Source organism: Streptomyces sp. R28, from assembly GCF_041052385.1.
Classification (GTDB): Bacteria; Actinomycetota; Actinomycetes; order Streptomycetales; family Streptomycetaceae; genus Streptomyces.
Map to the genome: position 1 here is coordinate 1,201,481 of NZ_CP163439.1, position 21,904 is coordinate 1,223,384.

Here is a 21,904-nt window from a genome sequence, read left to right on the forward strand (position 1 = left end):
GTACCGTGATTCCCGCGAGGCGCAGCCGTCGTGTCATGGCGACTGGGCGCATCGGCGTGAATGAGGGGGATTCACATGTCGGGGGACAAGGCGGGGCAAGGGGCTGCAGGGCTGCGGCGCGACGCGATCGGGTTGCGCGAGGTCCTGTTCCAGAGCATCACGGCCATGGCGCCGGCCGCGGCGGTCGCGGCGTCCATTCCGGCGGGTGCCGCCTTCGCGGGCGGAAGCCTGCCGCTGTCGGTGCTGATCGCGCTGGTCGCGTGTCTGTTCACGGCGTCGTGCGTCGCCGAGCTGGCGCGGGAACTGCCGGCCGCGGGCTCGGTGTCCACGTATGTGGCGCAGGGGCTGCATCCCACCGTGGGTTTCCTCGTCGGCTGGGGCTACGTGTTCGTCGAGGCGCTCGTCCCGCCGCTGCTGCTTCTGCAGTTGGGCTTCACGACGGCGGCCACGCTGCACCAGGAGTGGTCGTCGTATCCGGCGGACCTGTGGTGGCCGTGGGCGCTCGCGGGTGCCGCGATCATCGCCGTCTCCGGGTACTTGGGGGTACGTGCCTCCGCACGGTTCGGCACGGTTCTCGGGATCTTCGAGGTTCTCGTCCTCGTGGTGTTCGCCGTCTGGCTGATCGGCAAGGCGGGCGGGGACAACACGCTGTCCGTGTTCGGGACGTCGCACACCCCGGAGGGCTACGAGGGACTCAGCGGAGTGTTCGCCGGGTCGGTCTACACGGTGCTCGCCTTCGCCGGATTCGAGGCCGCGGCACCGCTGGCCGAGGAGACGCGGAACCCTCGCCGGACGATGCACCGCGCGGTGCTCGGCGCGGCCCTCGGCATCGGCCTGTTCTACGTGCTCACCACCTACGCCATGAGCGTGTACTACGGGCCGGACCGCTTCGGGGAGTTCGGGGCTTCCGGCGCCGCGTCCTGGGAGGGCGTGGCCCGCGCATCCTTCGGGCTGTTCTGGGTGCTGGTGTTCCTGGCGGTGGTCAACTCGGCCATTGCCAACGCCAACGCGTGTGCCAACGTCTCCACCCGGACCGCGTTCGCCCTGGCCCGCATCCGCGTCCTGCCACGCTTCCTGGCCGTGCTGCACCCCAAGTACCGCTCCCCCGTCGCCGGTATCGCCGTACAGACCGTCGTCGCGGTCGGCGCCGTACTGGGGCTGGGGTTGGCCTACGACCCGGTGACGGCGTTCCTGCTGCTGGCCACGGTGATCGTGACGGTCGTGATCGGCGTGTACATCATGGTGAACCTCGCTTGTGCCGGCTACTTCCTGCGCCGCAGGCGCGAGGCGCTCAAGCCCGTACGGCATCTGCTCCTGCCCGTCCTCGGCATCGCCGCGTTCGTGCCCGCGCTGCTGACCGCGGCGGGACTGCCCGTCTTCGACTTCGTCTCCGAGCTGACCGCGCCCGTGTCGTACGCGGGACCTGTGGTCGGTGTGTGGATGGCGGCCGGGGTCGTCGTACTGCTCGTGCTGATACGGCGCCACCCCGGGCGGATAGCCGAGACCGCCCGTGTGCACCTCGACGACCCCTCCCCCACCGGCCTTCCGCAGAACGGAGCTGTGCAGCGATGAGCGACCCCCGGATCCTGACCGTGCGACCCGAGCCGGGCGAATACGCCTGGACGTTCGGTGGCGCACCGCCCGTGGCGCGCATCGCACCCGGCACGGTCCTAGACCTGTACACGGAGGACTGCTTCGCCGGGCGGGTTCGGTCGGAGAAGGACCTGGTGTCGGAGGTGTGCGAGTTCCCCTACCTCAACCCGCAGACCGGTCCCTTCCACATCGAGGGCGCCGAGCCGGGTGACACGGTCGCCGTGCATTTCGTGTCGATCGAACCGGCCCGGGACTGGGCCGCGTCGACCACGGTCCCGTTGTTCGGCGCACTGACCTCCACGCACACCACGGCCACGCTGCAACCGCCGCTCCCGGAGACCGTCTGGATCTGGCAGCTCGACCGGGCACGGCGTACGGCGCTGTTCCGGGCGCACGACAGTGACATCGAGGCCGAGCTGCCCATGGACCCGATGCACGGGACGGTCGGGGTGGCCCCCGCCAATCTGGAGGTTCGCTCGGCCCTGGTGCCCGACGCCCATGGCGGGAACATGGACACGCCCGAGATGCGCGCGGGCGTCACCTGCTATCTCGGGGTGAACGTCGAGGGCGCGCTGCTCAGTCTCGGCGACGGGCACGCCCGGCAGGGCGAGGGCGAGACCTGTGGGGTGGCGGTCGAGTGCGCGATGAACACCGTGGTGATCGTCGAGTTGCTCAAGGGGCTCGCCACGCCCTGGCCGCGCATCGAGTCGGACACGCACCTCATCTCGACGGGCTCGGCCCGGCCGCTGGAGGACGCGTTCCGGATATCCCAGCTCGACCTGGTGCAGTGGCTGGTGCGCGACTACGGGTTCAGTGAGCTGGACGCGTACCAGTTCGCGACCCAGGCCGTCGAGTCGCCCCTGGCCAACGTGTGCGACACCAACTACACGTGCGTGGCCAAGCTCCGCAAGCAGTGGCTGCCCGCACACGAGACGCACCGCGGACTTCATGCGCGGCTGCGGGAGATGGCAGCGACTCTGCGCTGAGTGCTCCGGCCGACCTCAACACCGAAAGGCCAATGTCCCCTTTGGAACGCGCAAGACCACGACCCAGCCGACGGCGCCTTCTCCAAGGCACCGCCCTCGCCGCCGTCCCGTATGTCCTGCTCCCCGAACGACCGGCCGGTGCCCACGTCCCGGCACCTGACTATCCGCCCGCCGTGTGGCGGCCGGCGAGCACCGCCAACTACACGGTGGCGGACCGCCCCACGACCCACCAGGTCGACCGGGTGATCATCCACGTGACACAGACCACCTACCCCAAAACCCTGTTCGTCTTTGAAAACCCCACGAAGAAGGTGTCCGCCCACTACGTCGTGCGATCAGGAGACGGGCACACGTCCCAGTGCGTGCGCGAGGCCGACATCGCCTGGCACGCCGGGGACTGGGACAACAACGCGCGCAGCATCGGCATCGAGCACGAGGGCTGGGTGGACGAACCCGGTTTCTTCACCGGCGTCCTGTACGAGAAGTCGGCGCTGCTGACGGCGGCAATCTGCGAGAAGTACGGCATCCCGAAGGACCGGGAGCACATCATCGGGCACTACGAGGTTCCGGGCACGGACCACACCGATCCCGGTCCGTACTGGGACTGGTCGCGCTACATACGACTGGTCAACTCGGCCTGAGACCGGCCGCAGCCGAACCGAACCGGTGTGCGCAGATCAGGTGACCCAGTCGAAGAGGTTGTCCGTCCGCGTACCCGGAGTGACGATGTCCCCAGCCGCACCGCCTTCCCGGGAGGCCGAGTTGACCGATCCGTGGGTGGCCCTGGAACCTGGGGCCGACCCTTCCGAGCGTGTACAGGTACTGCGTCGTGCGCATGAGACGTTCACCGAGGTGGGGACGGTGCCACAGCCGGTGCGTGCCGTGGTGGCCGACTCGTGGCGGCGTTCCGCGCGGGCCGGTGTCGGTCCGGACGGGACCGCGAGCGTGGAGCTGGCCGACGGGGATCTCGGCGCCTACCGCGCGGAGCATCCGCTGGCGCGGGTGATGCCGCTGTTCCGGGAGCTGCTGGGCACGTTCGCCGCCGACGGCGAGCATCTGCTAGCGGTGTGCGACGCGCACGGCAGGCTGCTGTGGGTCGAGGGCCATCCGACGACCCGGCGCAGGGCGGGGCTGATGAACTTCGTGCCGGGCGCGCGATGGGCGGAGACCGCGGTCGGGACGAACGCACCGGGCACGGCGGTCGCCGTGGACCGGCCGGTGCAGGTGTTCGCGGCCGAGCACTTCATCCGCCAGGTCCAACCCTGGACCTGTGCGGCGGCGCCAGTGCACGATCCACGCACCGGGCGGGTGCTCGGGGCGGTGGACATCACCGGCGGCGACGGGCTCGCGCATCCGCACAGCCTGGGGTTCGTGCAGGCGGTCGCGCGTGCGGCGGAGTCCCATCTGGCGCTGCTCGCCCCGCCGGGGCCCGCGGCCGACACACCGGAGCTGTCCGCGCTGGGCCGAGACGAGGCGCAGTTCCTCAGCGGCGGGCGCCGGGTCAGGCTCAGCCGTCGGCACAGCGAGATCCTGGTGCTGCTGGCCCGCCACCCGGAAGGGCTGACCGGGGACGAGCTGTTGTGCGCGCTGTACGAGGACGAGTCGGTGACGCCGGTGACGCTGCGCGCCGAACTGGCCCGCCTGCGCCGGATACTCGGCCCGGGGCTGCTCGGCTCGCGGCCCTACCGGCTCACGGTGCCGGTCGAGTCGGACGTGGCGGTCGTCGAGCGACGTCTGGAAACCGGCGCGGTCACGGGCGCGGCCATGGCGTACGCCGGCCCGCTGCTGCCCGGTTCCCAGGCACCGGCCGTGGTGCGGCTCAGGCGCCGTCTCGCCGACGGACTCCGTACGGCGTTGATCGCCCGCCGCGACCCCGACCTGCTGGCCGACTGGGCGCACGCGCCATGGGGCGAGGACGACCTCGAAGTATGGCGGGCTCTCGCCATGGTGCGCCCGACGGCGGCGGTGCGGTCGCGGCTGACCGCGCTGGAGTCCGAACTGTCAGCCCTGTCCGCACGGCCCGCACGGCCCGTCTGGGAGCGCCGCCCGCAGCGCTGACCGGAACCCTCGCCCCGCGCAACGTACTTGCAACCTCGCCGTCCCTAGCCTCGCGCCGAGAGCTGCCCAACGGCGGGCAGCGCTTCTGCAGGGAGGCAGACCAGCATGACCCGTTACGCGGCACCCGGCACCGAGGGTGCGATCGTCTCCTACCAGGCGCGCTACGACCACTTCATCGGCGGTGAGTACGTGCCGCCGATCCTGGGGCAGTACTTCGAGAACCCGTCGCCGGTGAACGGGCAGCCGTTCACCGAGATCGCGCGGGGCACGGCGGAGGACGTGGAGCGGGCGCTGGACGCGGCGCACGCCGCCGCCCCCGCGTGGGGCCGGACCTCGGTGACCGAGCGCGCCGACATCCTGCTCAAGATCGCCGACCGTATGGCGGCGAACCTGGAGCAGCTGGCGGTCGCCGAGAGCTGGGAGAACGGCAAGCCGGTGCGCGAGACGCTGGCCGCCGACATCCCGCTGGCCATCGACCACTTCCGCTACTTCGCCGGCGCGATCCGCGCCCAGGAGGGCTCGCTCGGCGAGGTCGACGACGACACGGTGGCGTACCACTTCCACGAGCCGCTCGGCGTGGTCGCGCAGATCATCCCGTGGAACTTCCCGATCCTCATGGCCACGTGGAAGCTCGCGCCGGCGCTGGCCGCGGGCAACGCGGTGGTGCTCAAGCCGGCCGAGCAGACCCCGGCGTCCATCCATTACTGGCTCAGCCTGGTCGCCGATCTGCTCCCGCCGGGGGTCCTCAACATCGTCAACGGCTTCGGCGTGGAGGCGGGCAAGCCGCTGGCGTCCAGCTCCAGGGTGGCCAAAGTGGCGTTCACCGGTGAGACGACGACCGGCCGGTTGATCATGCAGTACGCCTCGGAGAACATCACCCCGGTCACGCTCGAACTCGGCGGCAAGTCCCCGAACATCTTCTTCAACGATGTCTGGGGGGCCGACGACGACTTCCGGGACAAGGCGCTCGAGGGCTTCACGATGTTCGCGCTCAACCAGGGCGAGGTGTGCACGTGCCCGTCGCGGGCGCTGGTGCAGCGCGGCCAGTACGCCGAGTTCATGGAGGCGGGGGTCGCCCGCACCGAGCAGATCAAGACCGGCCACCCGCTCGACACGGACACGATGATCGGCGCGCAGGCCTCCAACGACCAGTTGGAGAAAATCCTCTCCTACCTGGACATCGGTCGGCAGGAAGGCGCCAAGGTCCTCACAGGCGGCGAACGCATCGAGCACGAGGGCGAGTTGAAGGGCGGCTACTACGTCCAACCGACCATCTTCGAGGGCCACAACCGCATGCGGATCTTCCAGGAGGAGATCTTCGGACCCGTCGTCTCGGTGACGTCCTTCGACGACTTCGACGACGCCATCAAAATCGCCAACGACACGCTGTACGGCCTCGGTGCGGGCGTTTGGACGCGGGACATCAACACCGCGTACCGCGCGGGCCGCGCCATCCAGGCGGGCCGCGTGTGGACGAACTGCTACCACGCCTACCCGGCGCACGCGGCGTTCGGCGGCTACAAGGGCTCGGGCATCGGACGTGAGACGCACAAGATGATGTTGGAGCACTATCAGCAGACGAAGAACTTGCTCGTCTCGTACTCGCCGAAGAAGCTGGGCTTCTTCTAGGCCGTTTGAAATGGGTGCCTAGCTGGAGATTCACCAGCTAGGCACCCTCGTTTCCATTGCATCTCAGGTCAACCCGTACCTCCGAAGTGCCGATGTTCCAGACAGATCTTTCGGACCAGTCATGGACCAAGAAACGTGTAGTGCAGCTCGTTGTGAGTCAGGGGCACCACGGTCCGTCCGAGCCGGACGCGGTGACGTCGCAGTCGAAGGAGCATCGGCCGGTTAGAGCAGCGTTGGCACAGCCTCGGCAGCAAGGTCTTCCAAGAGTTCATCGGCCACCAGTTCCTCGACCACGGCCGAGCCGTGCTCCGCTATGCCACCTTCGACGACCACGACGGCGTGGACGAGGTCGTGCGCGCCTCCGACACCGACTGGACCCTCGTCCGGGCTGTCTTCCTCGCCGACAAACCCGTCGTCACCCCGGTGCGGGCCGCCGAGGCCGGGACCGACAAGCCGGGCACGCGGATCAACCGCGCCGACCTCGCCCGCTTCCTCCTGGACACCGTCGAGCAGGGCATGTGGATTCGCAAGGCACCGGTCGTCTGGAACGCGGGACGCTGAATATCCCGGCCCGTCATGTCTGCGGCGATCGGAGGTCGGCCGTGTCCTCCGATCGCCGCCTTGGACGCCGGCGCCGGCTCTGATTGGTGGACGGCATCTGGGAGCAGCTATGGGGTCAGGGGCAGTCTGCAAGCTCCGGTCGGCCATCAGGAGCACGATCGGGAACCGAGTCCGGGAGGCATCATGCGGCACAGTGGGGGACTGAGGCGGCGAGCGATCGGCGGTTTCAACGCCTGGGTCGTGAGACTCCGTTCGTCGCGTCGGTGGGGGAGGTGGGTCCGTCGCTATCTCACCGTCGTCACGTACACGGGGCGGCGGTCGAGACGAACGTTCAGCACTCCGGTGGCCTACCAACGCAAAGGTGACATCGTCACGATCGCCGTGGCCTTCCCTGACGCCGAGAACTGGTGGCGCAACTTCACGGCGGACGGAGGCCCGATATCGCTCCAGCTGGAAGGAGCGGATCGAGAAGGCCATGCCGTCGCCCAGCGAGGCGACAAGGGCCGCGTATCGTCACCGTACGGCTGAACGATCAACCGCGACCATGAACGACCGCGTGTCCGGTGTGCGCGACGGGTCGGCTCGGGTGCGCAGCCGGTACGCACGCCCGCTCGCCGGCAGCGCGGTGGTGATCGAGTGACAGGTCCGGTGGTCCGAGGCGGCGAACGTTCCTGTCAGCAGGCGACGTTCGCGGAGCGGCAACGGAGACCAGCACGACGACATCGCCAGCGCTCAGTCCATGCGGATGATTCCCCGGCCGAGTGCGGCGGTGACGGCGGCGGTCCGGTCGCCGACGTCGAGCTTGGCGTAGATGTGCAGCAGATGGGTCTTGACCGTGGCCTCGGACAGGCGCAGAGCGCGGGCGATCTGCTTGTTGCTGTGCCCGCGAGCCGCGGCGGACAGGACTTCGAGTTCCCTGCCGGACAGGCCGGCGCCCCGGTACGGCAGCCGCACTTCGTTATTTGACCTGCGGGTACGGGTTCTCCAAGGGCCGTCCGAGGCGGGCTCTTTGATGGTGCCAGCGTGCTCTGGCCCGGTGTCGGTCTCGCCAGTTCTGCCAGTGGACCCGGTGTTCAAGGGTGGCCTGGCGGGGGTTCAGGGTGCCGAGCAGCTTCTTGATCGCAGCGACGGTCAGTGGGACGTGTCCGGGTTCGAGCGGCGGGATGTCCTCGGGGCCGGTCGGCGGCCTGGCCTGGGTGTCGGTCCTCGGCCGGGCTCGGGCGGCGGCTACCGAGCACACCGCTAAAGCGATCACGACCAGGACGGTGTGGCGGCGGATCGCCTCGTACAGTCTGACCTGGGACTGGTCCAGGCCGAACAGATCCTTACCGGACTCGAAATCCTCCTCGACCGGCCAGCGAAGCCGACGCAGTGTCACGCGCTGTCCTTCGGGGGCGAAGCACAGGTGGTAGGCCAGTTCGCCGGTCTTCAGGTGCTTGCGGATCAGCAGCCAGTGCCGGGGTTCGCCGGTGGCGACCCACGCCCATCCGTAGAGCCGCTCCCCCTTGTCACCGGCACCGGCCGAGACGATCTGCCACCGCTTCTTCGGCCCAGCAGCCCAAGTTGTTCCCCTTCCCCTCCGCCGCCCGGCGCGGCGCGTCCGGCGATCCCAGCAGACCGTACGGCAGATACCCGGACCGGACACCGAGTTCCCACCCATGGACCTGGACGGCGAGGCAGGCCAGGGCGAGGGTGCCGAGGGGGAGGAGGGACCGGGGCGCGGGATCACCGGCATCGGCCTCGACGCTCTCCCGGTACGCGACCAGCCGGGCGACGAGGGCGTCCTCGAAGGCGTGCTGGTCGTCGTCGAGGAGTACGCGGAGCAGCCGCTGGTCCGCACTCAGCGCGTCGCCGACCTCGTCGAGCCGCCGGGCGGCCTCCGCGCGCTCCCCGGCGTCCGGCTTGCGCAGCGCAACCGTAGGCCAGTCGCGGGGCAGATGCCCGGCCGCCTCGGTGAGATAGGGGCACAGGGCGTCCATGGCGGCGAGGTCGGCGGGGTCGGAGACGGAGGTGTACCGGTTGTAGGGCACGCCGTCACGGATGGCGGGCGCGTAGTCGCCGCGCAGCAGCAGCCCAGTGCCCCGCTCCCAGTCCCACACATGCCCGCTGACGACACACATCTCGAACATGTCGAGCCAGGTCCGCGCGGTGGGCGCCTCCTTGACGACGTCCCGGAAGGTGATGGGCCCGTCCCCGAACTCGTCGTCGTCCGGGTCCGTGCTGATCCGCTCCCCGACGAGGGGGAACCGGAGTTCCTGGTCCCCGCTCGGGAAGCACATGATGCTCAGCACTCCGTGGACACACTCCGCGGCGGTGACGGCGACCGTGCCGGCCGCAGCGTCGAGCCCCGGCTCCGTCACCGTTCGCGCGGCGACATGGTCGAGCAGTTCGTCCGCCATGGCCCGGATCAGCGTCGGCGAAATGCTGCCGTACCGCAGCGAGTGCCACCGCGTGTAGGCCCGCCCGTCGATGTCATCGAGCGCCTCGGCCAACCGCTGCTCGCCGACCAGATGGCATGTCACATTCCGCACGTACCCCGCCCCTTCATGAACTCCACGACTGGACGAAGCACGTTATCAACGGGCACTGACAGCACTAGAGGTCAGAGGGTCCAGCGCCTATCCAGCACAGTAAAGATCAAGGGGCCTGACCCCGAAGAGTCAGACCCCATTCGACCTACACGTTTGCGCGTCCTGCATGACGCGGTCCTCGGCTTCCACCCGGGCTGTCCCACCAGTGAGATGCCCGCTTCTGGCGCGACAGCCCGCCGCGCCCGCCCCGACCGTTGGACACGTGACCAGCGCGTGACCAGTTGCCGTCAGGAACAGCCAGAAGCACCTAGAGGTTGTCCCGTAACCGGTGGGGTGGTTGGTGCGTTGGCGGGGCATGGGTGGGGTGATCTCAGCGGATGATCCGAAGTGGATCGAGCCGTTCTCCGGGCTGACCGAGTCACAGTTCACCAGGCTGGTGGCCCTGGTACGGCGTCGCGGTGGTGACGTTCAGCGCGGCCGTCCCTGGCGGCTGCAGTTGGAGAACCGGGTGTTGCTGGTGGCGACGTACTGGCGCACGAACCTGACGTTGCGGCAGGTGGCGCCGTTGTTCGGGGTCTCGAAGTCTGCGGCCGACCGCATCCTCGATCACCTGGCGCCCCTGCTGGCCATCTCGCCGGCCCGTCGGCCGCGCAAGGACACCGTCTACATCGTCGACGGCACCCTGGTGCCCACCCGTGATCGCAGCGTGGCCGCGTCCAGTAAGAACTCTCGGTACTCGACGAACCTGCAGGTCGTGATCGACGCCAACAGCCGCCTTGTGGTGGCGATCGGCCTGCCGCTGCCCGGCAGCCGCAACGACTGCCGGGCCTTCACGGAGTCCGGCGTCGACCGGGCCTGCCGCGGCGCACCGACCATCGCCGACGGCGGCTATCAGGGCACCGGCCTGCTCATCCCGCACCGCAAACGACGAGGTCAGACGCACCTCAGCCCACAGCAGGAAGCGGAGAACGCCGTCCACCGCCGGGCGCGAGCCCGGGTGGAACACGCCCTGTCGCGATTGAAGAACTGGAAGATCCTGCGGGACTGCCGGCTCAAGGGCAACGGCGTTCACCAAGCCATGCTCGGCATCGCCCGGATCCACAGCCTGGCCCTCACCGGATAACTCACGCCTCATACGGGACAACCTCTACGACCTCGTGCACGGTTGGCCGCGGCTCGTCGAGAAGCCTGGTGCTGCCGGATTTTCACGTTCGCGGGCCGTGGGAGAGGCTGGCGGTCTGCTGATGTGAGAGCAGTCCAGTCGACGGCTTGGACAATGTCGCTCATGTGCTCGCGACGGCCGTGGTGGCGGGCCAGGGCCCGCCAGTTCTTCAAGTGCGCGATGCCGTGCTCGACGCGGATGCGTCGTGAGGAGTGCGCTTTGCGCTGTTGCTCGTGCCGCTCCTCATACCAGGCGGGAGCGTTCTTCTTGAACTTGCGGTGCGGTGGTGTGACCACTCGTCCGCCGGTCTGTGCGCCCATGCCTTGATAGCCGGCGTCCGCGAGGATCTCCATGAACGGACCGTCGGCCAGGAGCTTGACCAGTCCGAGCTGTCGGGCCTGGGTGATGTCGGCGCAACTGCCCGGCCGGACCGGGCTGCAGAACAACACGCGCCCCTCGGCGTCGGTGAGGACCATGGACTTCACGGCGTTCTGCTTGGTCTTGCCGGAGACGAACTTGTCCCGGTCCTTGCGGCCTGCGGCCGGGCGCCGCACACGGATCTCCGTGCCGTCAATGATCCCGGTCTGACCGTCGGCGCCCAGGTGCTCAATGACCTCGGCGAGAGAGCCCAGGCGGATGCCCGGCGCAACGGTGCAGCCCCGCTGCGCGAGCAGGGGCCGCACCTCGCCGATGGCGCGGGTGATGGTGGAGCGGTCCACGCCGAATCAGCAGGCCAGCACGTCATGAGTGGTGCCATGGCGCAGACTCACCAGCGTGGCCAGCAGGCGGTAGACGAAGACGAACTTGTGCTTCGCCCCGGCTCCCACAGCCCGCCACCGCGGCCGAGCCGTCAGGCGATCCTGATGCTGCTCGTGCCACAACGCCCCCACCTCAGCGACGAGTTCAGCGATCACATCCGGCGACAGCCCAGTGACCCGGTACTCCGCCACGATCAACTCACGCGCCCCAGTCCCCACCATGCCCAGTTCAACGAGCCACCCGAGCGCCGAGCCACGGCCAACCGTGCACGAGGTCGTTAGTTACCCGATTCGGACGATGGCGGATCCTGAACTCGGCTACGCTCGCCGCTCACCAGGCCATCTCTCATCGTCACCCGTGGAGGCCCCGTGGCGGTACGGCTTGTCTTCGTTCACGGGATCGGCGGCCCACGGCGCGTCGCGCTGGAACAGGAACGGTGGACCGAGGCGCTGGCGCGCGGGGCGCGGGCCGCGGGACACTCCAGAGCGGCCGACGATCTCGTGAACGGCAAGCTGGCCGAGGTCTCCTTCGCCTACTACGGCGACCTGTTCCACTCCCCAGGAGCTCAGGGCGGCGCCGACGCCGAGTTAGAGGCCCCGGAAGCCGCGATCCTCTCGGGACTCCTGACTGACATCGTGGAGAGACGACTGGCTCTGGCCTCGGACAGCCAAGAGCAGGCCGATCTCCGTCAGGCCTTAGCCGACCTGCGTCCCGAAGGCAGCGCGGCGCAGGGGGTGGGCAATGTCGTGCGAGCTTGCGTCAACGCCGGCACCACCCTCCTCGACGCGGGCCCCTGGCGCAGGAGCGGGCAATGGGCCAGCAGCAAGCTTCTGATACGTGACCTCGGGCAGGTGGCCCGCTACCTGGCGCGCGGCCGGGACAGCCTCGACCTGCTCGTCCGCAGCGTCGTGGCCGACTTCGTGGGCGCCGGGCCCTCGGTCGTCGTGGCCCACTCTCTCGGCTCCGTAGTGGCATACGAGGTCCTGCACGAATTCACCTCCGCGGTGCCGTTGCTGGTGACCCTCGGCTCACCGCTGGCGATGCGCGCGGTGGTGTGGCCGCACCTGCGGCCCCGGCCCTGCCGCACTCCACCGGGCGTCGCGTCGTGGCTCGACTGCTGGGACCGCGACGACGTGATCTGCGCACGTCCCCTGGGAGAGGCGGACATCCAGGCAAACACCGCGGGCGTACGGCCGCGCGGCTCCCGTGTCGACTCCGACGGTCTGTGGGTGCACTCGGCCACCAAGTACCTGGCGCGGGGCGAGGTCGCTGGCCCGGTGATCGAGGCGCTCCAAGCCGCTTCCGCATCCTCATGACGGCGGCGGACCGCAGGCACGTGCTGGTGATCGCCACGCAGTGCGAGGCGATGCCTGACCTGGAGGATCTGGACACTGCCGCGCGATCCCTCGTCGCCGTGCTCACCGACCCCGGCATCGGTGCCTGTTCTCCCGGTCTGCCGGACGGCCAGTCGCTGCTTCTGGGCCGTCTCGGAGCGGACGAGATCTGGGCCGCGGCGCGGACGGCGGTCTCTCACGCCGCACACAAAGGCGCCACACTGGTCATGGCTTTCCTCGGCCACGGAATGGTCACAGGCGAACACCCCACGCTGTACCTCCTGGGATGGAAGTCCGTCGACGGCCGGGCATCCTCCGCCGTCAACGTCAAAGACCTGCTGGGGCAAGCGGTCGATCACCTGGGCGTGCGGGGGGTCGTTGGCATCGTGGACACCTGCAACGCAGCCGCCGCCCCGCCCTCGGTCGAGGCCCTCACCACGGGTGCCCGCGGCGGGCGGACCAGCCTGCATCTGCTGATGGCCTCCCCCGTGCAGCAGAACGCCTACGACCTCGACCTCTCCAAGGCACTCACCCGACTGCTGACAACCGGCGTCGCGACCGGTGAGACGCACCTCGGACTGAACACACTCACACGCCACCTGCGCGCTGCGGACGCCACCCGCAGGGTCGTCACCTTGTCCTACGACGGTGACTCCAAGTCCGACGGTCTGTGGCTTGGCCAAAACCGGCAGGCGGCTCACGGCTCTACTGCCGCAGTCGGCCCGCGCGGGATCGGCGACCTGACGGCCGGTCTGCTCGCCCTCTTCCCCGACAGACCACTGCCGGTGGAGTGGACGACGAGCATGCTGCGCGACCTGCAACGAGAGGTCGCGGCGCTGCCCGTGACGCACCGGCGCATCCGCGTGGAACGGGCACTGGACAGCCTGATCGTCGCGGAACGCACCGTGGCCTTGCTGCGGTCCTTCATGCCCAAGCAGCTCAGCACCCCAGCGCTGCGACGCGCTCTGAAGGTCATCGGCACGCACTGGCGGGGCCCGTTGGCCGAGGAAAGGGACGCGGTCGAGTTCGTGGCCCTCAACCACCCGAGAAGCGAGGGCTCCTGCCGGCCCGCGATGGCCCGGTTCGTGGTCGCGCTGGCCCACGACGCCGCGTACGACCTGGACGCCGTCGAGATCCGCGCATGGGCCTCGGAGGTCGGCGCGTTGCTCCCGTACAACGACGTGGTCCTCGCGACGCGGGAGACCAGCCGACAGCGCCGCCTGAGACTGGTGGTGAGGCTGGACTCGCCGGCCGGCGACTGGCCGGAGACCCTGAGCGCCTGGCTGTTGCTCGACGGCGACGTCCATCTGCGTGCGGTCTTCACCGAGTGCCCACCGAGCCAGACCGGCGCCGAGGCGAAGCTCGTGGAGGCGGTTGAGTGGGCCGAGGCCGAGGCCGTGGACCTGGGTCTGGACCTGCGACACATCGACATCGCCCTGCCGAGCACCATCATGCTGCGGTGGGCCCCGGAGGAAGTCCTCAACGGCACGCGCCTGGGCGAGCAGTACGAGGTGCGCCCGCGCTGGAGCATCCGGCTCGATCCGCCGGCTGGAATGCGGTGGATCAACAAACACGCTCGAGCACGTCTGTCGGCCGTCGCCGCGCGGGACACCGACTGCGCGACGACCTGGCTGCTCGAAGACCGGACACGGCAGAGGGACCGCCTGATGGACGACCTGCGGAACGGCCGGCTGACTACCCCGATCGGACTGATGAAACACCCACGCGAGGATCCGGAACTGATGGACCTCCTGCTTGCGTTCACGCCGATCCTGATGTGGCCCGCCGGCCCGGACGGACGAGCCGAACACTGTGCCCAGGTAGAGGCCCGCTGGGACGGCCTCCCGGCCGCCTTCCTGGCCGCCTACCGGGCCCGGTGGAAAGGAGACCGTAGCGATCCCCTCGCCGATCTCCGCTCGATCTGGGACGACGACGAATGGCTGCGGTTCTGCATCGGCCGCGGCGTTCGGTCACACAATTCACCAGGGAGTGCCAAATGACGTGGGGTTCCTACTACCGGGGCGACGGGGTTCGGCGCGAGCTTGTGCTGGACGCTCCGCCACCATGGCGCCAGTTCCCCCGCCGGTCCGCGAGTGTCCCTTTCGAACCGCCCGAGGGGCTTGCGGCAGCGGTGAACGCGGCGCTCTCCCTCCGCCGGCCGCTACTCATCACGGGAACTCCCGGCTCCGGCAAATCGACCGTCATCGAGTCCGTCGCCGGAGAACTCGGACTGGGGCCCGCCCTGCGCTGGCACATCACCTCGCGCAGCGAACTGGGCGACGCCCTGTACCGGTACGACGTTCTCGGCCGCATCCACGAGCAGCAACTGTCGCGGGGCAACGGCTCAGCGGACGACATCGCTCCCTTCCTTCAGCTCGGGCCGCTCGGAACAGCGCTCCTGCCGTCCGCACGACCCCGGGCGCTACTCATCGACGAGCTGGACAAAAGCGATCTTGACCTGCCCAGCGACCTGCTCCAGGTACTGGAACGCGGCGAGTTCGAGATTCCCGAACTCGCCCGCTACAGCCGCAAGGAAGTCGAGGTCCGCATCTGGGGCAGCGAGGACACCCATCGCGTGGTCCGGGGCCGGGTGCAGTGCACGGAATTCCCCTTCATCGTCATGACCAGCAACGGCGACCGTGACTTCCCCGCCGCGTTCCTGCGCCGGTGCATCCGGTTCACCATGCCCAAGCCCGACGCCAAGGCCATCCGCCAGGTGGTGCTGGCCCATCTCGGACTCGACGTGACGGGCGTAACGGCACTGAGCGGGATCGTGGACGTGTTCGTGAACCGGATTGATGCCGGTGAGAGCCTGGCGGTGGACCAACTCCTCAACGCGATCTTCGTCCTCGCCGGGGAGGACGCACCGCACGGGGCATCGCGTCAGGAGCTCCTCCAGATGCTTCTGCAGGACCTCGCCAGTGGCTGACCATCTTCAAGGACCAGCGGCCGACCGCCTTCAAGGAGTCGTGGAGTCGGTCCTGCAGCTCGGTCTCGACCTGGACGCCACAGCGGTCGCCGAGGCGCTGTGGCTCGCCGCGACCACACCCATTGCTCCGGGCATGGCGAATACGGCACTGCTCCCGCCGCCACCCGGCACCGGCCGGGCCGCGCGCAGTGGTGGCGACGGTGGACAGCGACCACCCGCGCGCGAGGGCAGCGATCTCGACGAGGCAGCGGACCCGGAACCGCCCACCGGGCCACCGGCGGGACTTCACCAGGGCCCCGGCAAGCAGGTCCGGCTCCGGCAGGCACGCACATCGCCCGACCAGGTCGCTCTCGGTCGCGCCCTGCGCCCGCTCAAGCACCGCTGGCCGCGCGGGCGGAGAACTGAACTCGACCTGGAAGCCACAGTCGAGGCCTACGCCTACACCAACAGGCTGCTCCCGAAGTTCCGCCCCGCCCAGGAGCCTTGGTTCGACGTCCTTCTGATCATCGACGATTCCCCTGGCATGGCGCTGTGGGAGGACACCGTCTCCCGGCTGGCCCGCGTCCTCGAACAACTCGGTGCCTTCGGGCATCTGCGCGAGCAGCGCATCTGCCTGACCCGGGAGGGTTCCGTACTACGTAACCCGCGCAACGACCAGGTGAGCTCGCGCCTGGTGAACGGGCCGAGCCACCGTACGCTCGTCCTCGTCGTGACCGACGGAAGCGACACAGGGTGGCGGCGCCCCGAGGTGTGGCGCCTGATCCGCTCCTGGGCAACCGCCTGCCCGACGGCCCTGATCACCCCGATCCCGGCCCGCCTCTGGGGCCGATCCGGACTGGATCTCCCGACCGTCCGGGTCAGCCCCTCGACGACCGGATCCGCCAACGCCGACCTCCGCTTCACGGTGCCGCACCTCTTGCGGGACCGCGAGCAAGGCGGCTGGCTCCCCGTCCCGATCGCCAGCATCACCCCGCACGCACTCCGCCAGTTGGCCACGACCGTGATGCGGAGGGACACGCCGGGATGCGACGCGCTGCTCGTCCCGCGGACGGGGCGGCCCGGCGAGAACGACGGACCTGCCTCCGACGCCGATCTCACCGCCTCCTTCCGGCAATTTACGTCCCCAGCCGCGCTTCATCTGGCCGCGCTCTGCGCCTTGATCCCGGACCTGACCGTCCCGCTGATCACCCTGATAAGGGAAGAGGTGGTACCGGAGGCGACGCAGGAGGACGTCACCGAGCTCATCGTGAGCGGCCTGCTCGTGGCGAACGGCGCGGCGTTGGCTTTCCACGACGACGTCCGCCGAGAACTCCTCAGTCTGGTAGGCGAATCGGACGCCTGGAAGGTCTACGACGCGCTGGACAGCCGCATCGTAGAGCAGACCGGCGACGAGACGTCCTTCCTGGCCACCGTCTACGACCCGGCGGGCGACCCGGCCGTGCCCGCTCCCCTCAGGCCTCTGGTGACGGCATCCCGTGACGTGCTCGCGGCCCTCGGCGCGCTGACGCCCGGCAGGCCCGACCCTCCCACGGTGCGGCCCTCGGTAGCGGACGCGGACCCCTTCGGGCAGGTGCCCGTACCGTGGCTGCGTGGCAGCGAGGCCCACCTCGACGACACCGGCCAGGTCGTCCCCTGGTACGTCGACCCGTTCCAGCCGCACTCCACCGCGACCGCGGGCGTCCCCGCCCCCCGCGCAGCCGCCCTCGGCCCGCGCTCCGCCGACGACGTCCACCGCCAGATCAAGGCCTTCACCTCCACCGGGGCGGTCTTTCTCGGCGAGGCGATCGACTTCCACATCACCGTCGATCCGCCCCAGGAGTTCGCCGTCGACGTGTACCGCATCGGCCACTACGGCGGTGACGGCGCTGCGAAGATCACCACCAGTCCCCGCCTCTCGGGCATCGTGCAGCCCCCGCCGCTCACCGCCGACCGCACGGTCTCCTGCCACCACTGGTGGCTGTCCTGGCGCCTGCAGGTCCCCTCGTACTGGAGCATCGGCGCCTACGTGGCCGTGCTCACCACGGTCGACGGCTACCGCTCCCACGTGCCGTTCACGGTCCGCGACAACCACCCGGCGGACCTGCTCCTGCTCCTCCCCGACGTCACCTGGCAAGCCTACAACCTCTACCCCGAGGACGGCCGCACCGGCGCCAGCCTCTACCACGCCTGGGACGAGAGCGGCCGCCTGCTCGGCGAGAACGACGCCGCCACCACGGTCTCCTTCGACCGCCCGTACGCGGGCGCGGGCCTGCCCCTGCACGTCGGCCACGCCTACGACTTCATCCGCTGGGCCGAGCGCTACGGCTACGACCTCGCCTACGCAGACGCCCGCGACCTGCACGCCGGCCGGGTCGATCCCACCCGCTACCGCGGCCTGGTCTTCCCCGGCCCCGACAAGTACTGGTCGATACAGATGCGCCAAGCGGTCGAAGACGCCCGCGACCACGGCACCTCGCTGGTCTTCCTCTCCGCCAACGCCATGTACTGGCAGGCCGAGCTGACACCTTCCCCCTCCGGCGTGCCCAACCGCCTGCTCACCTGCCGCAAGCGCCAGGGCCCCGGCCCGCCCGTGCTCTGGCGGGAGATCGACCGCCCCGAGCAGGAGGTGATCGGCATCCAGTACGCGGGTCAGGTCCCCGAGCCGCACCCCCTGATCGTCCGCAACGCCGACCACTGGCTGTGGGAGGCGACCGGCGCCCATGAGGGCGACGAGATCGCGGGCCTGGTCGCCGGCGAGGCCGACCGCTACTTCCCGCGCACCCCGCTCCCCGACCACGAGGAGCGCATCCTGCTCGCCCACTCCCCGTACACCGACCGCGAAGGCGCCCTCCGCCACCAGGAGACGTCCCTGTACCGCGCCCCCTCCGGCGCCTGGGTATTCGCCTCCGGAACCCTCGCCTGGTCCCCGGCACTGGACCGACCGGGCCACGTCGACCCTCGAGTCCAGCGCGCCACCGCCAACCTCCTGGACCACATCTGCAAACGCTCCTGACACCGTGGCCCACAAAAAGGTCACCGTCCCGTCGCGGTTCGACCGGAACCATCGTCGCTCTCCCAGGACGACATCGCCGTTCCACTCATTGATGAGCAATCAGAGCGCGCACGAGAAAGGCTGCAGGTTCCGGGTCATCCTGCTGGCCAGGACATGCCACACGCCTGGAATGGCTGTGTGAGGTCTCGGGACATGTTTGACGGTTCGTCATCAGTACCTCCTTGACGTACGAGTGTGCGTCTCAGGAGATGCTTGATGCCTTCTGGCTGTCCTCGCGCTAGGAGACGACTCGGGTCTTGCTGATGGGGCCGGGATCCCTCCGCTCCTTGACGGCGATCTCTTCGCCTTCGTGGAGGATGCGGAAGTGGGTGTCCTCGATGATGACCGTGACCAGCTTGCCGGCGTTCCTCTTGCCGAGCTTCAGGCGCTGGCTGGTGACCATGATCCGGCCGCTGTCGCTCACGCGTCGCTGCACCCGCACGGCTCCGGTCGGCAACGCCAGTGCGGGAAGGCGCCCGCTGGCGTTCCTGACTCCACGCAAGGAGGGCAGTTGGTCGCGAGCACGGGCACGGCGCGCAGCAGGTTCTTGATCACAGACTGGGTGTAGCGGGAGCGGACTGCCACTTTCACCAGGACCGACCGCGCCCTCACCCGTGTGAGCTGCAAGTTTCACCGCAGGAACGATCAACTCAGTTGGTCCTCCAAGGGCATGTATCGACAGTGCTGGTCGTGACGCATAGCGCGTAGTGTGGTGATCATGACTGGCGAGACTGACCTGCGGAAACTGATGAGCGGCATGCGTCCGCAGCTGAATGCGGACCGCTACGTATTCACCACGGTCAAGGACGGTGTGCCCACCGGCGTCACCCCGGTCGTCACGGTCGCCGAGGACGAGGGCCTGACCCTGGTCGTACGGCGGGAAGAGGCGGACGCGGCGGGGCTGGCCTACGACTACGTGGCTGGCTGGATCACGTTGCGCATCCACTCCGCGCTTGAGGCGGTTGGGCTGACCGCCGTGGTCGCGCGGGAACTCGCCGACGCGGGCCTGAGCTGCAACGTTGTCGCCGGGTTCTACCACGACCACCTGTTCGTCCCGTACGAGCACGCTCACCGGGCGGTGGCCGTCCTGGAGGACCTGGCACGGAGCTCCGCCTGAGCCGACGCGATAGCGTGCCGAGCAGGGCGTCGGCCGCATCCGTGTCCTGTGCCCGTGCAAGGCGTGCGGGTGTCGGCGGGGCCCTCCACCCGCACGCAGCCGGTCGGCGGACAGCGGCGCGGGCCGCGCTCCCCTCCTGGCCGAACGCTTGCCCATGGACGACCCCTGACAGTCGATGAAGAACGTCGTTCAGGCCGATTACTTGGGACCTTGTCCGGTGGCGGGGTGGCTTGCAGCGGCTAACACAATGAGGTGGATCACGCCTCAGTGTCTGTGATGCCATGCAAGCCACGCCTCGACGCGGTTGCCGTGCGCCGCAAAATCGGTCGACAGGCGCAGCCGTGAAGCACTGTGATGGCTGCGACTGCCCGTCGCACGGATCGGGCCGGCCACGGGAGCTGCTCTTGGTAGCTGAGAGAACTGCGGACACTCGTCCCCAGATCGATGAGGCACTGGTCAGGCGCCTGGTCGACACTCAGTTCCCGCAGTGGGCAGGGCTGGCCCTGAAGCTGCTCAACCCCGCTGGATCCGATCATGTGATCTACCGGTTGGGCGAGGAGCTGTCCGTCCGGCTGCCCCGCCATGCCGGAGCCATCGGGCAAGCCAGGAGGGAATTCCAGTGGCTGCCCCAACTCGCCCCGCACCTTCCCCTGGCCATCCCGGTACCAGTGGGAGTGGGAGACCCCGACTTCGGTTATCCGTGGCCGTGGGCGGTGTCCCGCTGGCTGGACGGCGAGGTGGCGACCGTCGACGCACTGGGCGACTCCGCCAGGGCCGCAGTTGAACTGGCCCAGTTCCTGGCCGCCCTGCAGCGGTTCGCACCCGAGGACATCCCCGCCGGAAACACCAGAGAAGACCTCACCAGCCGCCCGTTGTCCGACCGGGACCGCGCGACGCGGGTCGCCATCGCCAAGGTCGACGGCGTGTTCGACACAACAGCGATGACGGAACTGTGGAACGCGGCGCTGAGCGCGCCTGGATGGGACCGCTCTCCGGTGTGGTTTCACGGCGACTTCCACACCGGCAACCTCCTGACCTCCGACGGCCGCCTCAGCGCCGTCATCGACTTCGGCGGGCTCGGCATGGGCGACCCGGCCTGCGACCTGATGATCGCCTTCACCTTGATGTCGGCCAACAGCCGAGCCGCCTTCCGCGATGTGCTCGGTGTGGACGACGCCACCTGGATGCGGGGTCGCGGTTGGGCCCTGGCCACCGGCCTGAATGCCTACGCCTCCTACGCCGCCGTCAACCCCCGGGTCGCCGTGCAGACGACCCGGCAGATCACCCAGGCCCTCATCGGCTAACAACGGCAACACAAAGAACGGAGCTGCCGGTAGGTGATCAGGCAGCAAGCAAGTTTGAGGAACGCTTCGTGGATGTCGGCCCGGCGTTCCCAGCGGATCCGCAGACGTCGAAAGCCGTGCAGCCACGCGAAGCTCCGCTCGATCACCCAGCGGTAGGTGCCCAGGCCGGTGCCGTGTTGTGTGCCGCGGCGGGCGATCGCGGGCACGATGCCTCGGTCGCGCACCTGATCGCGGTAGTTGTCGTGGTCGTAGCCGCGGTCGGCGAAGAGTGAGTCGGGCTTGCGGCGGGGACCGCCGACCCGGCCGCGGACCGGTGGGATCGCATCGAGCAGGGGGATCAGCTGGGTGACGTCGTTGCGGTTGCCGCCGGTCAGCAGGACCGCGAGCGGAGTGCCGTGTCCGTCGGTGATCAAGTGGTGTTTCGAGCCGGCCCGGCCCCGGTCGACCGGCGAGGGCCCCGTCCGGCTCCCCCTTTTAGGGCTCTGACGTGGGAGGAGTCGACCACGCAGCGGGACCAGTCCAGGCGCGAGGCCGCGTTCAGTTCGGCGAGCAGGACCTCGTGAAGGCGCTGCCAGACGCCGGTCTCGTTCCAGTCCCGCAGCCGTCGCCAGCAGGTCATGCCCGAGCCGAAGCCGAGTTCCTGCGGCAGGTACTTCCACTGGATTCCGGTGTGCAGCACGTACAGGATCCCGCACAGCGCCTCGCGGTCCGGCAGCGGTTACCGGCCCGGGTACCGGAAGCGCCGCTCACGCCGCGGCGGCAGCGGCTCCAGGCGGTCCCAACGCTCATCCGACACGATCCACGGCGATGTCCCCACATATGACCGAACGCTCAACCACCGTCCCGGACACGGCACTCAGCGACGATCCACCTCATTGTGTTAGCCGCTGTTAGCCGCCCCCAAACTGTG

The 21,904-nt window shown here is 69.2% G+C and carries 18 protein-coding genes and 3 pseudogenes; 14 read left to right on the forward strand and 7 right to left on the reverse strand.

All coding sequences use genetic code 11. The features are described 5' to 3' along the window. Positions 1 to 75: 75 nt before the first annotated feature. The 6 genes from AB5J49_RS05100 (at position 76) to AB5J49_RS05125 (ending at position 6,827) form a co-directional block, all read left to right on the forward strand. Positions 76 to 1,572, forward strand: coding sequence for an APC family permease (locus tag AB5J49_RS05100; protein WP_369167265.1), 1,497 nt, complete (start codon positions 76 to 78; stop codon positions 1,570 to 1,572). Then, positions 1,569 to 2,579 carry an acetamidase/formamidase family protein gene (locus AB5J49_RS05105; RefSeq protein WP_369167266.1) on the forward strand — a complete coding sequence of 337 codons (1,011 nt, stop codon included), beginning with the start codon at positions 1,569 to 1,571 and terminating at the stop codon, positions 2,577 to 2,579. Before AB5J49_RS05100 ends, AB5J49_RS05105 begins: the two co-directional genes overlap by 4 nt. A 41-nt stretch (positions 2,580 to 2,620) precedes the next feature. Then, entirely contained in the window at positions 2,621 to 3,220 is a 600-nt protein-coding gene (locus tag AB5J49_RS05110) for an N-acetylmuramoyl-L-alanine amidase (protein WP_369167267.1), read from the forward strand. An 85-nt stretch (positions 3,221 to 3,305) separates the two neighbouring features. Next, positions 3,306 to 4,637 carry a GAF domain-containing protein gene (locus AB5J49_RS05115; RefSeq protein ID WP_369167268.1) on the forward strand — a complete coding sequence of 444 codons (1,332 nt, stop codon included), beginning with the start codon at positions 3,306 to 3,308 and terminating at the stop codon, positions 4,635 to 4,637. 105 nt (positions 4,638 to 4,742) lie between these two features. Continuing rightward, on the forward strand, positions 4,743 to 6,266 hold the full coding sequence (gene adh, locus AB5J49_RS05120; protein WP_369167269.1) for an aldehyde dehydrogenase: 1,524 nt from the start codon (positions 4,743 to 4,745) through the stop codon (positions 6,264 to 6,266). A 303-nt stretch (positions 6,267 to 6,569) separates the two neighbouring features. Further along, the gene (locus AB5J49_RS05125) at positions 6,570 to 6,827 is read left to right on the forward strand and encodes an NAD(P)H-binding protein (protein ID WP_369167270.1); all 258 of its coding nucleotides are present in this window, start codon (positions 6,570 to 6,572) and stop codon (positions 6,825 to 6,827) included. 732 nt (positions 6,828 to 7,559) lie between these two features. On the opposite strand, the pseudogene AB5J49_RS05130 reads toward AB5J49_RS05125, so the two are convergent. From AB5J49_RS05130 to AB5J49_RS05140, 3 genes and pseudogenes are all read right to left on the reverse strand, one after another. Beyond that, positions 7,560 to 7,754 (reverse strand): annotated as a pseudogene (locus AB5J49_RS05130) (response regulator transcription factor); the annotation flags it as partial. 31 nt (positions 7,755 to 7,785) lie between these two features. After that, complete coding sequence (locus tag AB5J49_RS05135; protein WP_369167271.1) at positions 7,786 to 8,205, reverse strand: hypothetical protein; 420 nt, start codon at positions 8,203 to 8,205, stop codon at positions 7,786 to 7,788. Positions 8,206 to 8,335: 130 nt separating this feature from the next. Further along, on the reverse strand, positions 8,336 to 9,358 hold the full coding sequence (locus AB5J49_RS05140; protein ID WP_369167272.1) for an immunity 49 family protein: 1,023 nt from the start codon (positions 9,356 to 9,358) through the stop codon (positions 8,336 to 8,338). Between the two features lie 355 nt (positions 9,359 to 9,713). On the opposite strand from AB5J49_RS05140, the gene AB5J49_RS05145 reads away from it, so the two are divergent. Beyond that, the gene (locus AB5J49_RS05145; RefSeq protein WP_369167273.1) at positions 9,714 to 10,481 is read left to right on the forward strand and encodes a transposase; all 768 of its coding nucleotides are present in this window, start codon (positions 9,714 to 9,716) and stop codon (positions 10,479 to 10,481) included. An 8-nt stretch (positions 10,482 to 10,489) separates the two neighbouring features. Here AB5J49_RS05145 and AB5J49_RS05150 read toward each other — a convergent pair whose 3' ends face one another. Further along, entirely contained in the window at positions 10,490 to 11,239 is a 750-nt protein-coding gene (locus tag AB5J49_RS05150) for a transposase family protein (RefSeq protein WP_369167274.1), read from the reverse strand. Positions 11,240 to 11,245: 6 nt separating this feature from the next. Further along, positions 11,246 to 11,500, reverse strand: coding sequence for a hypothetical protein (locus AB5J49_RS05155; protein WP_369167275.1), 255 nt, complete (start codon positions 11,498 to 11,500; stop codon positions 11,246 to 11,248). Positions 11,501 to 11,647: 147 nt separating this feature from the next. Between AB5J49_RS05155 and AB5J49_RS05160 the strand changes: the two genes are divergently transcribed. From AB5J49_RS05160 to AB5J49_RS05180, 5 genes and pseudogenes are all read left to right on the forward strand, one after another. Continuing rightward, a complete protein-coding gene (locus tag AB5J49_RS05160; RefSeq protein WP_369167276.1) occupies positions 11,648 to 12,595 on the forward strand; it encodes an alpha/beta hydrolase in 948 nt (315 codons plus the stop codon). Further along, the gene (locus AB5J49_RS05165; protein WP_369167277.1) at positions 12,592 to 14,613 is read left to right on the forward strand and encodes a hypothetical protein; all 2,022 of its coding nucleotides are present in this window, start codon (positions 12,592 to 12,594) and stop codon (positions 14,611 to 14,613) included. The genes AB5J49_RS05160 and AB5J49_RS05165 overlap by 4 nt, the downstream gene beginning before the upstream one ends. Beyond that, entirely contained in the window at positions 14,610 to 15,542 is a 933-nt protein-coding gene (locus AB5J49_RS05170) for an AAA family ATPase (protein ID WP_369167278.1), read from the forward strand. Before AB5J49_RS05165 ends, AB5J49_RS05170 begins: the two co-directional genes overlap by 4 nt. Before the next feature lie 40 nt (positions 15,543 to 15,582). Continuing rightward, positions 15,583 to 16,917: pseudogene (locus AB5J49_RS05175) on the forward strand (SAV_2336 N-terminal domain-related protein); the annotation flags it as partial. Positions 16,918 to 17,043: 126 nt separating this feature from the next. Then, positions 17,044 to 18,534 (forward strand): N,N-dimethylformamidase beta subunit family domain-containing protein, encoded by a 1,491-nt coding sequence (locus AB5J49_RS05180; protein ID WP_369175047.1) that lies wholly within the window; start codon positions 17,044 to 17,046, stop codon positions 18,532 to 18,534. A 277-nt stretch (positions 18,535 to 18,811) separates the two neighbouring features. On the opposite strand, the gene AB5J49_RS05185 is transcribed toward AB5J49_RS05180, so the two are convergent. Next, a complete protein-coding gene (locus AB5J49_RS05185; RefSeq protein WP_369167279.1) occupies positions 18,812 to 18,997 on the reverse strand; it encodes a hypothetical protein in 186 nt (61 codons plus the stop codon). Between the two features lie 294 nt (positions 18,998 to 19,291). Here AB5J49_RS05185 and AB5J49_RS05190 point away from each other — a divergent pair, with 294 nt between their 5' ends. After that, complete coding sequence (locus AB5J49_RS05190; RefSeq protein WP_369167280.1) at positions 19,292 to 19,690, forward strand: ACT domain-containing protein; 399 nt, start codon at positions 19,292 to 19,294, stop codon at positions 19,688 to 19,690. 404 nt (positions 19,691 to 20,094) lie between these two features. Next, positions 20,095 to 20,994 (forward strand): aminoglycoside phosphotransferase family protein, encoded by a 900-nt coding sequence (locus tag AB5J49_RS05195; protein ID WP_369167281.1) that lies wholly within the window; start codon positions 20,095 to 20,097, stop codon positions 20,992 to 20,994. Here the strand turns inward: AB5J49_RS05195 and AB5J49_RS05200 are convergent. Continuing rightward, positions 20,991 to 21,793: pseudogene (locus tag AB5J49_RS05200) on the reverse strand (IS5 family transposase). The gene AB5J49_RS05195 and the pseudogene AB5J49_RS05200 sit on opposite strands and share 4 nt — an antisense overlap. Between the last annotated feature and the right edge of the window lie 111 nt (positions 21,794 to 21,904).

What these genes read in the sequence shown, in the direction of transcription:
- AB5J49_RS05100 (WP_369167265.1), top strand. Translation starts at nt 76, where the DNA reads ATGTCGGGGGACAAGGCGGGGCAAGGGGCTGCAGGGCTGCGGCGCGAC.
- AB5J49_RS05105 (WP_369167266.1), top strand. Translation starts at nt 1,569, where the DNA reads ATGAGCGACCCCCGGATCCTGACCGTGCGACCCGAGCCGGGCGAATAC.
- AB5J49_RS05115 (WP_369167268.1), top strand. Translation starts at nt 3,306, where the DNA reads ATGTCCCCAGCCGCACCGCCTTCCCGGGAGGCCGAGTTGACCGATCCG.
- adh (WP_369167269.1), top strand. Translation starts at nt 4,743, where the DNA reads ATGACCCGTTACGCGGCACCCGGCACCGAGGGTGCGATCGTCTCCTAC.
- AB5J49_RS05145 (WP_369167273.1), top strand. Translation starts at nt 9,714, where the DNA reads ATGGGTGGGGTGATCTCAGCGGATGATCCGAAGTGGATCGAGCCGTTC.
- AB5J49_RS05155 (WP_369167275.1), bottom strand. Translation starts at nt 11,500, where the DNA reads ATGGTGGGGACTGGGGCGCGTGAGTTGATCGTGGCGGAGTACCGGGTC.
- AB5J49_RS05165 (WP_369167277.1), top strand. Translation starts at nt 12,592, where the DNA reads ATGACGGCGGCGGACCGCAGGCACGTGCTGGTGATCGCCACGCAGTGC.
- AB5J49_RS05170 (WP_369167278.1), top strand. Translation starts at nt 14,610, where the DNA reads ATGACGTGGGGTTCCTACTACCGGGGCGACGGGGTTCGGCGCGAGCTT.
- AB5J49_RS05190 (WP_369167280.1), top strand. Translation starts at nt 19,292, where the DNA reads ATGACTGGCGAGACTGACCTGCGGAAACTGATGAGCGGCATGCGTCCG.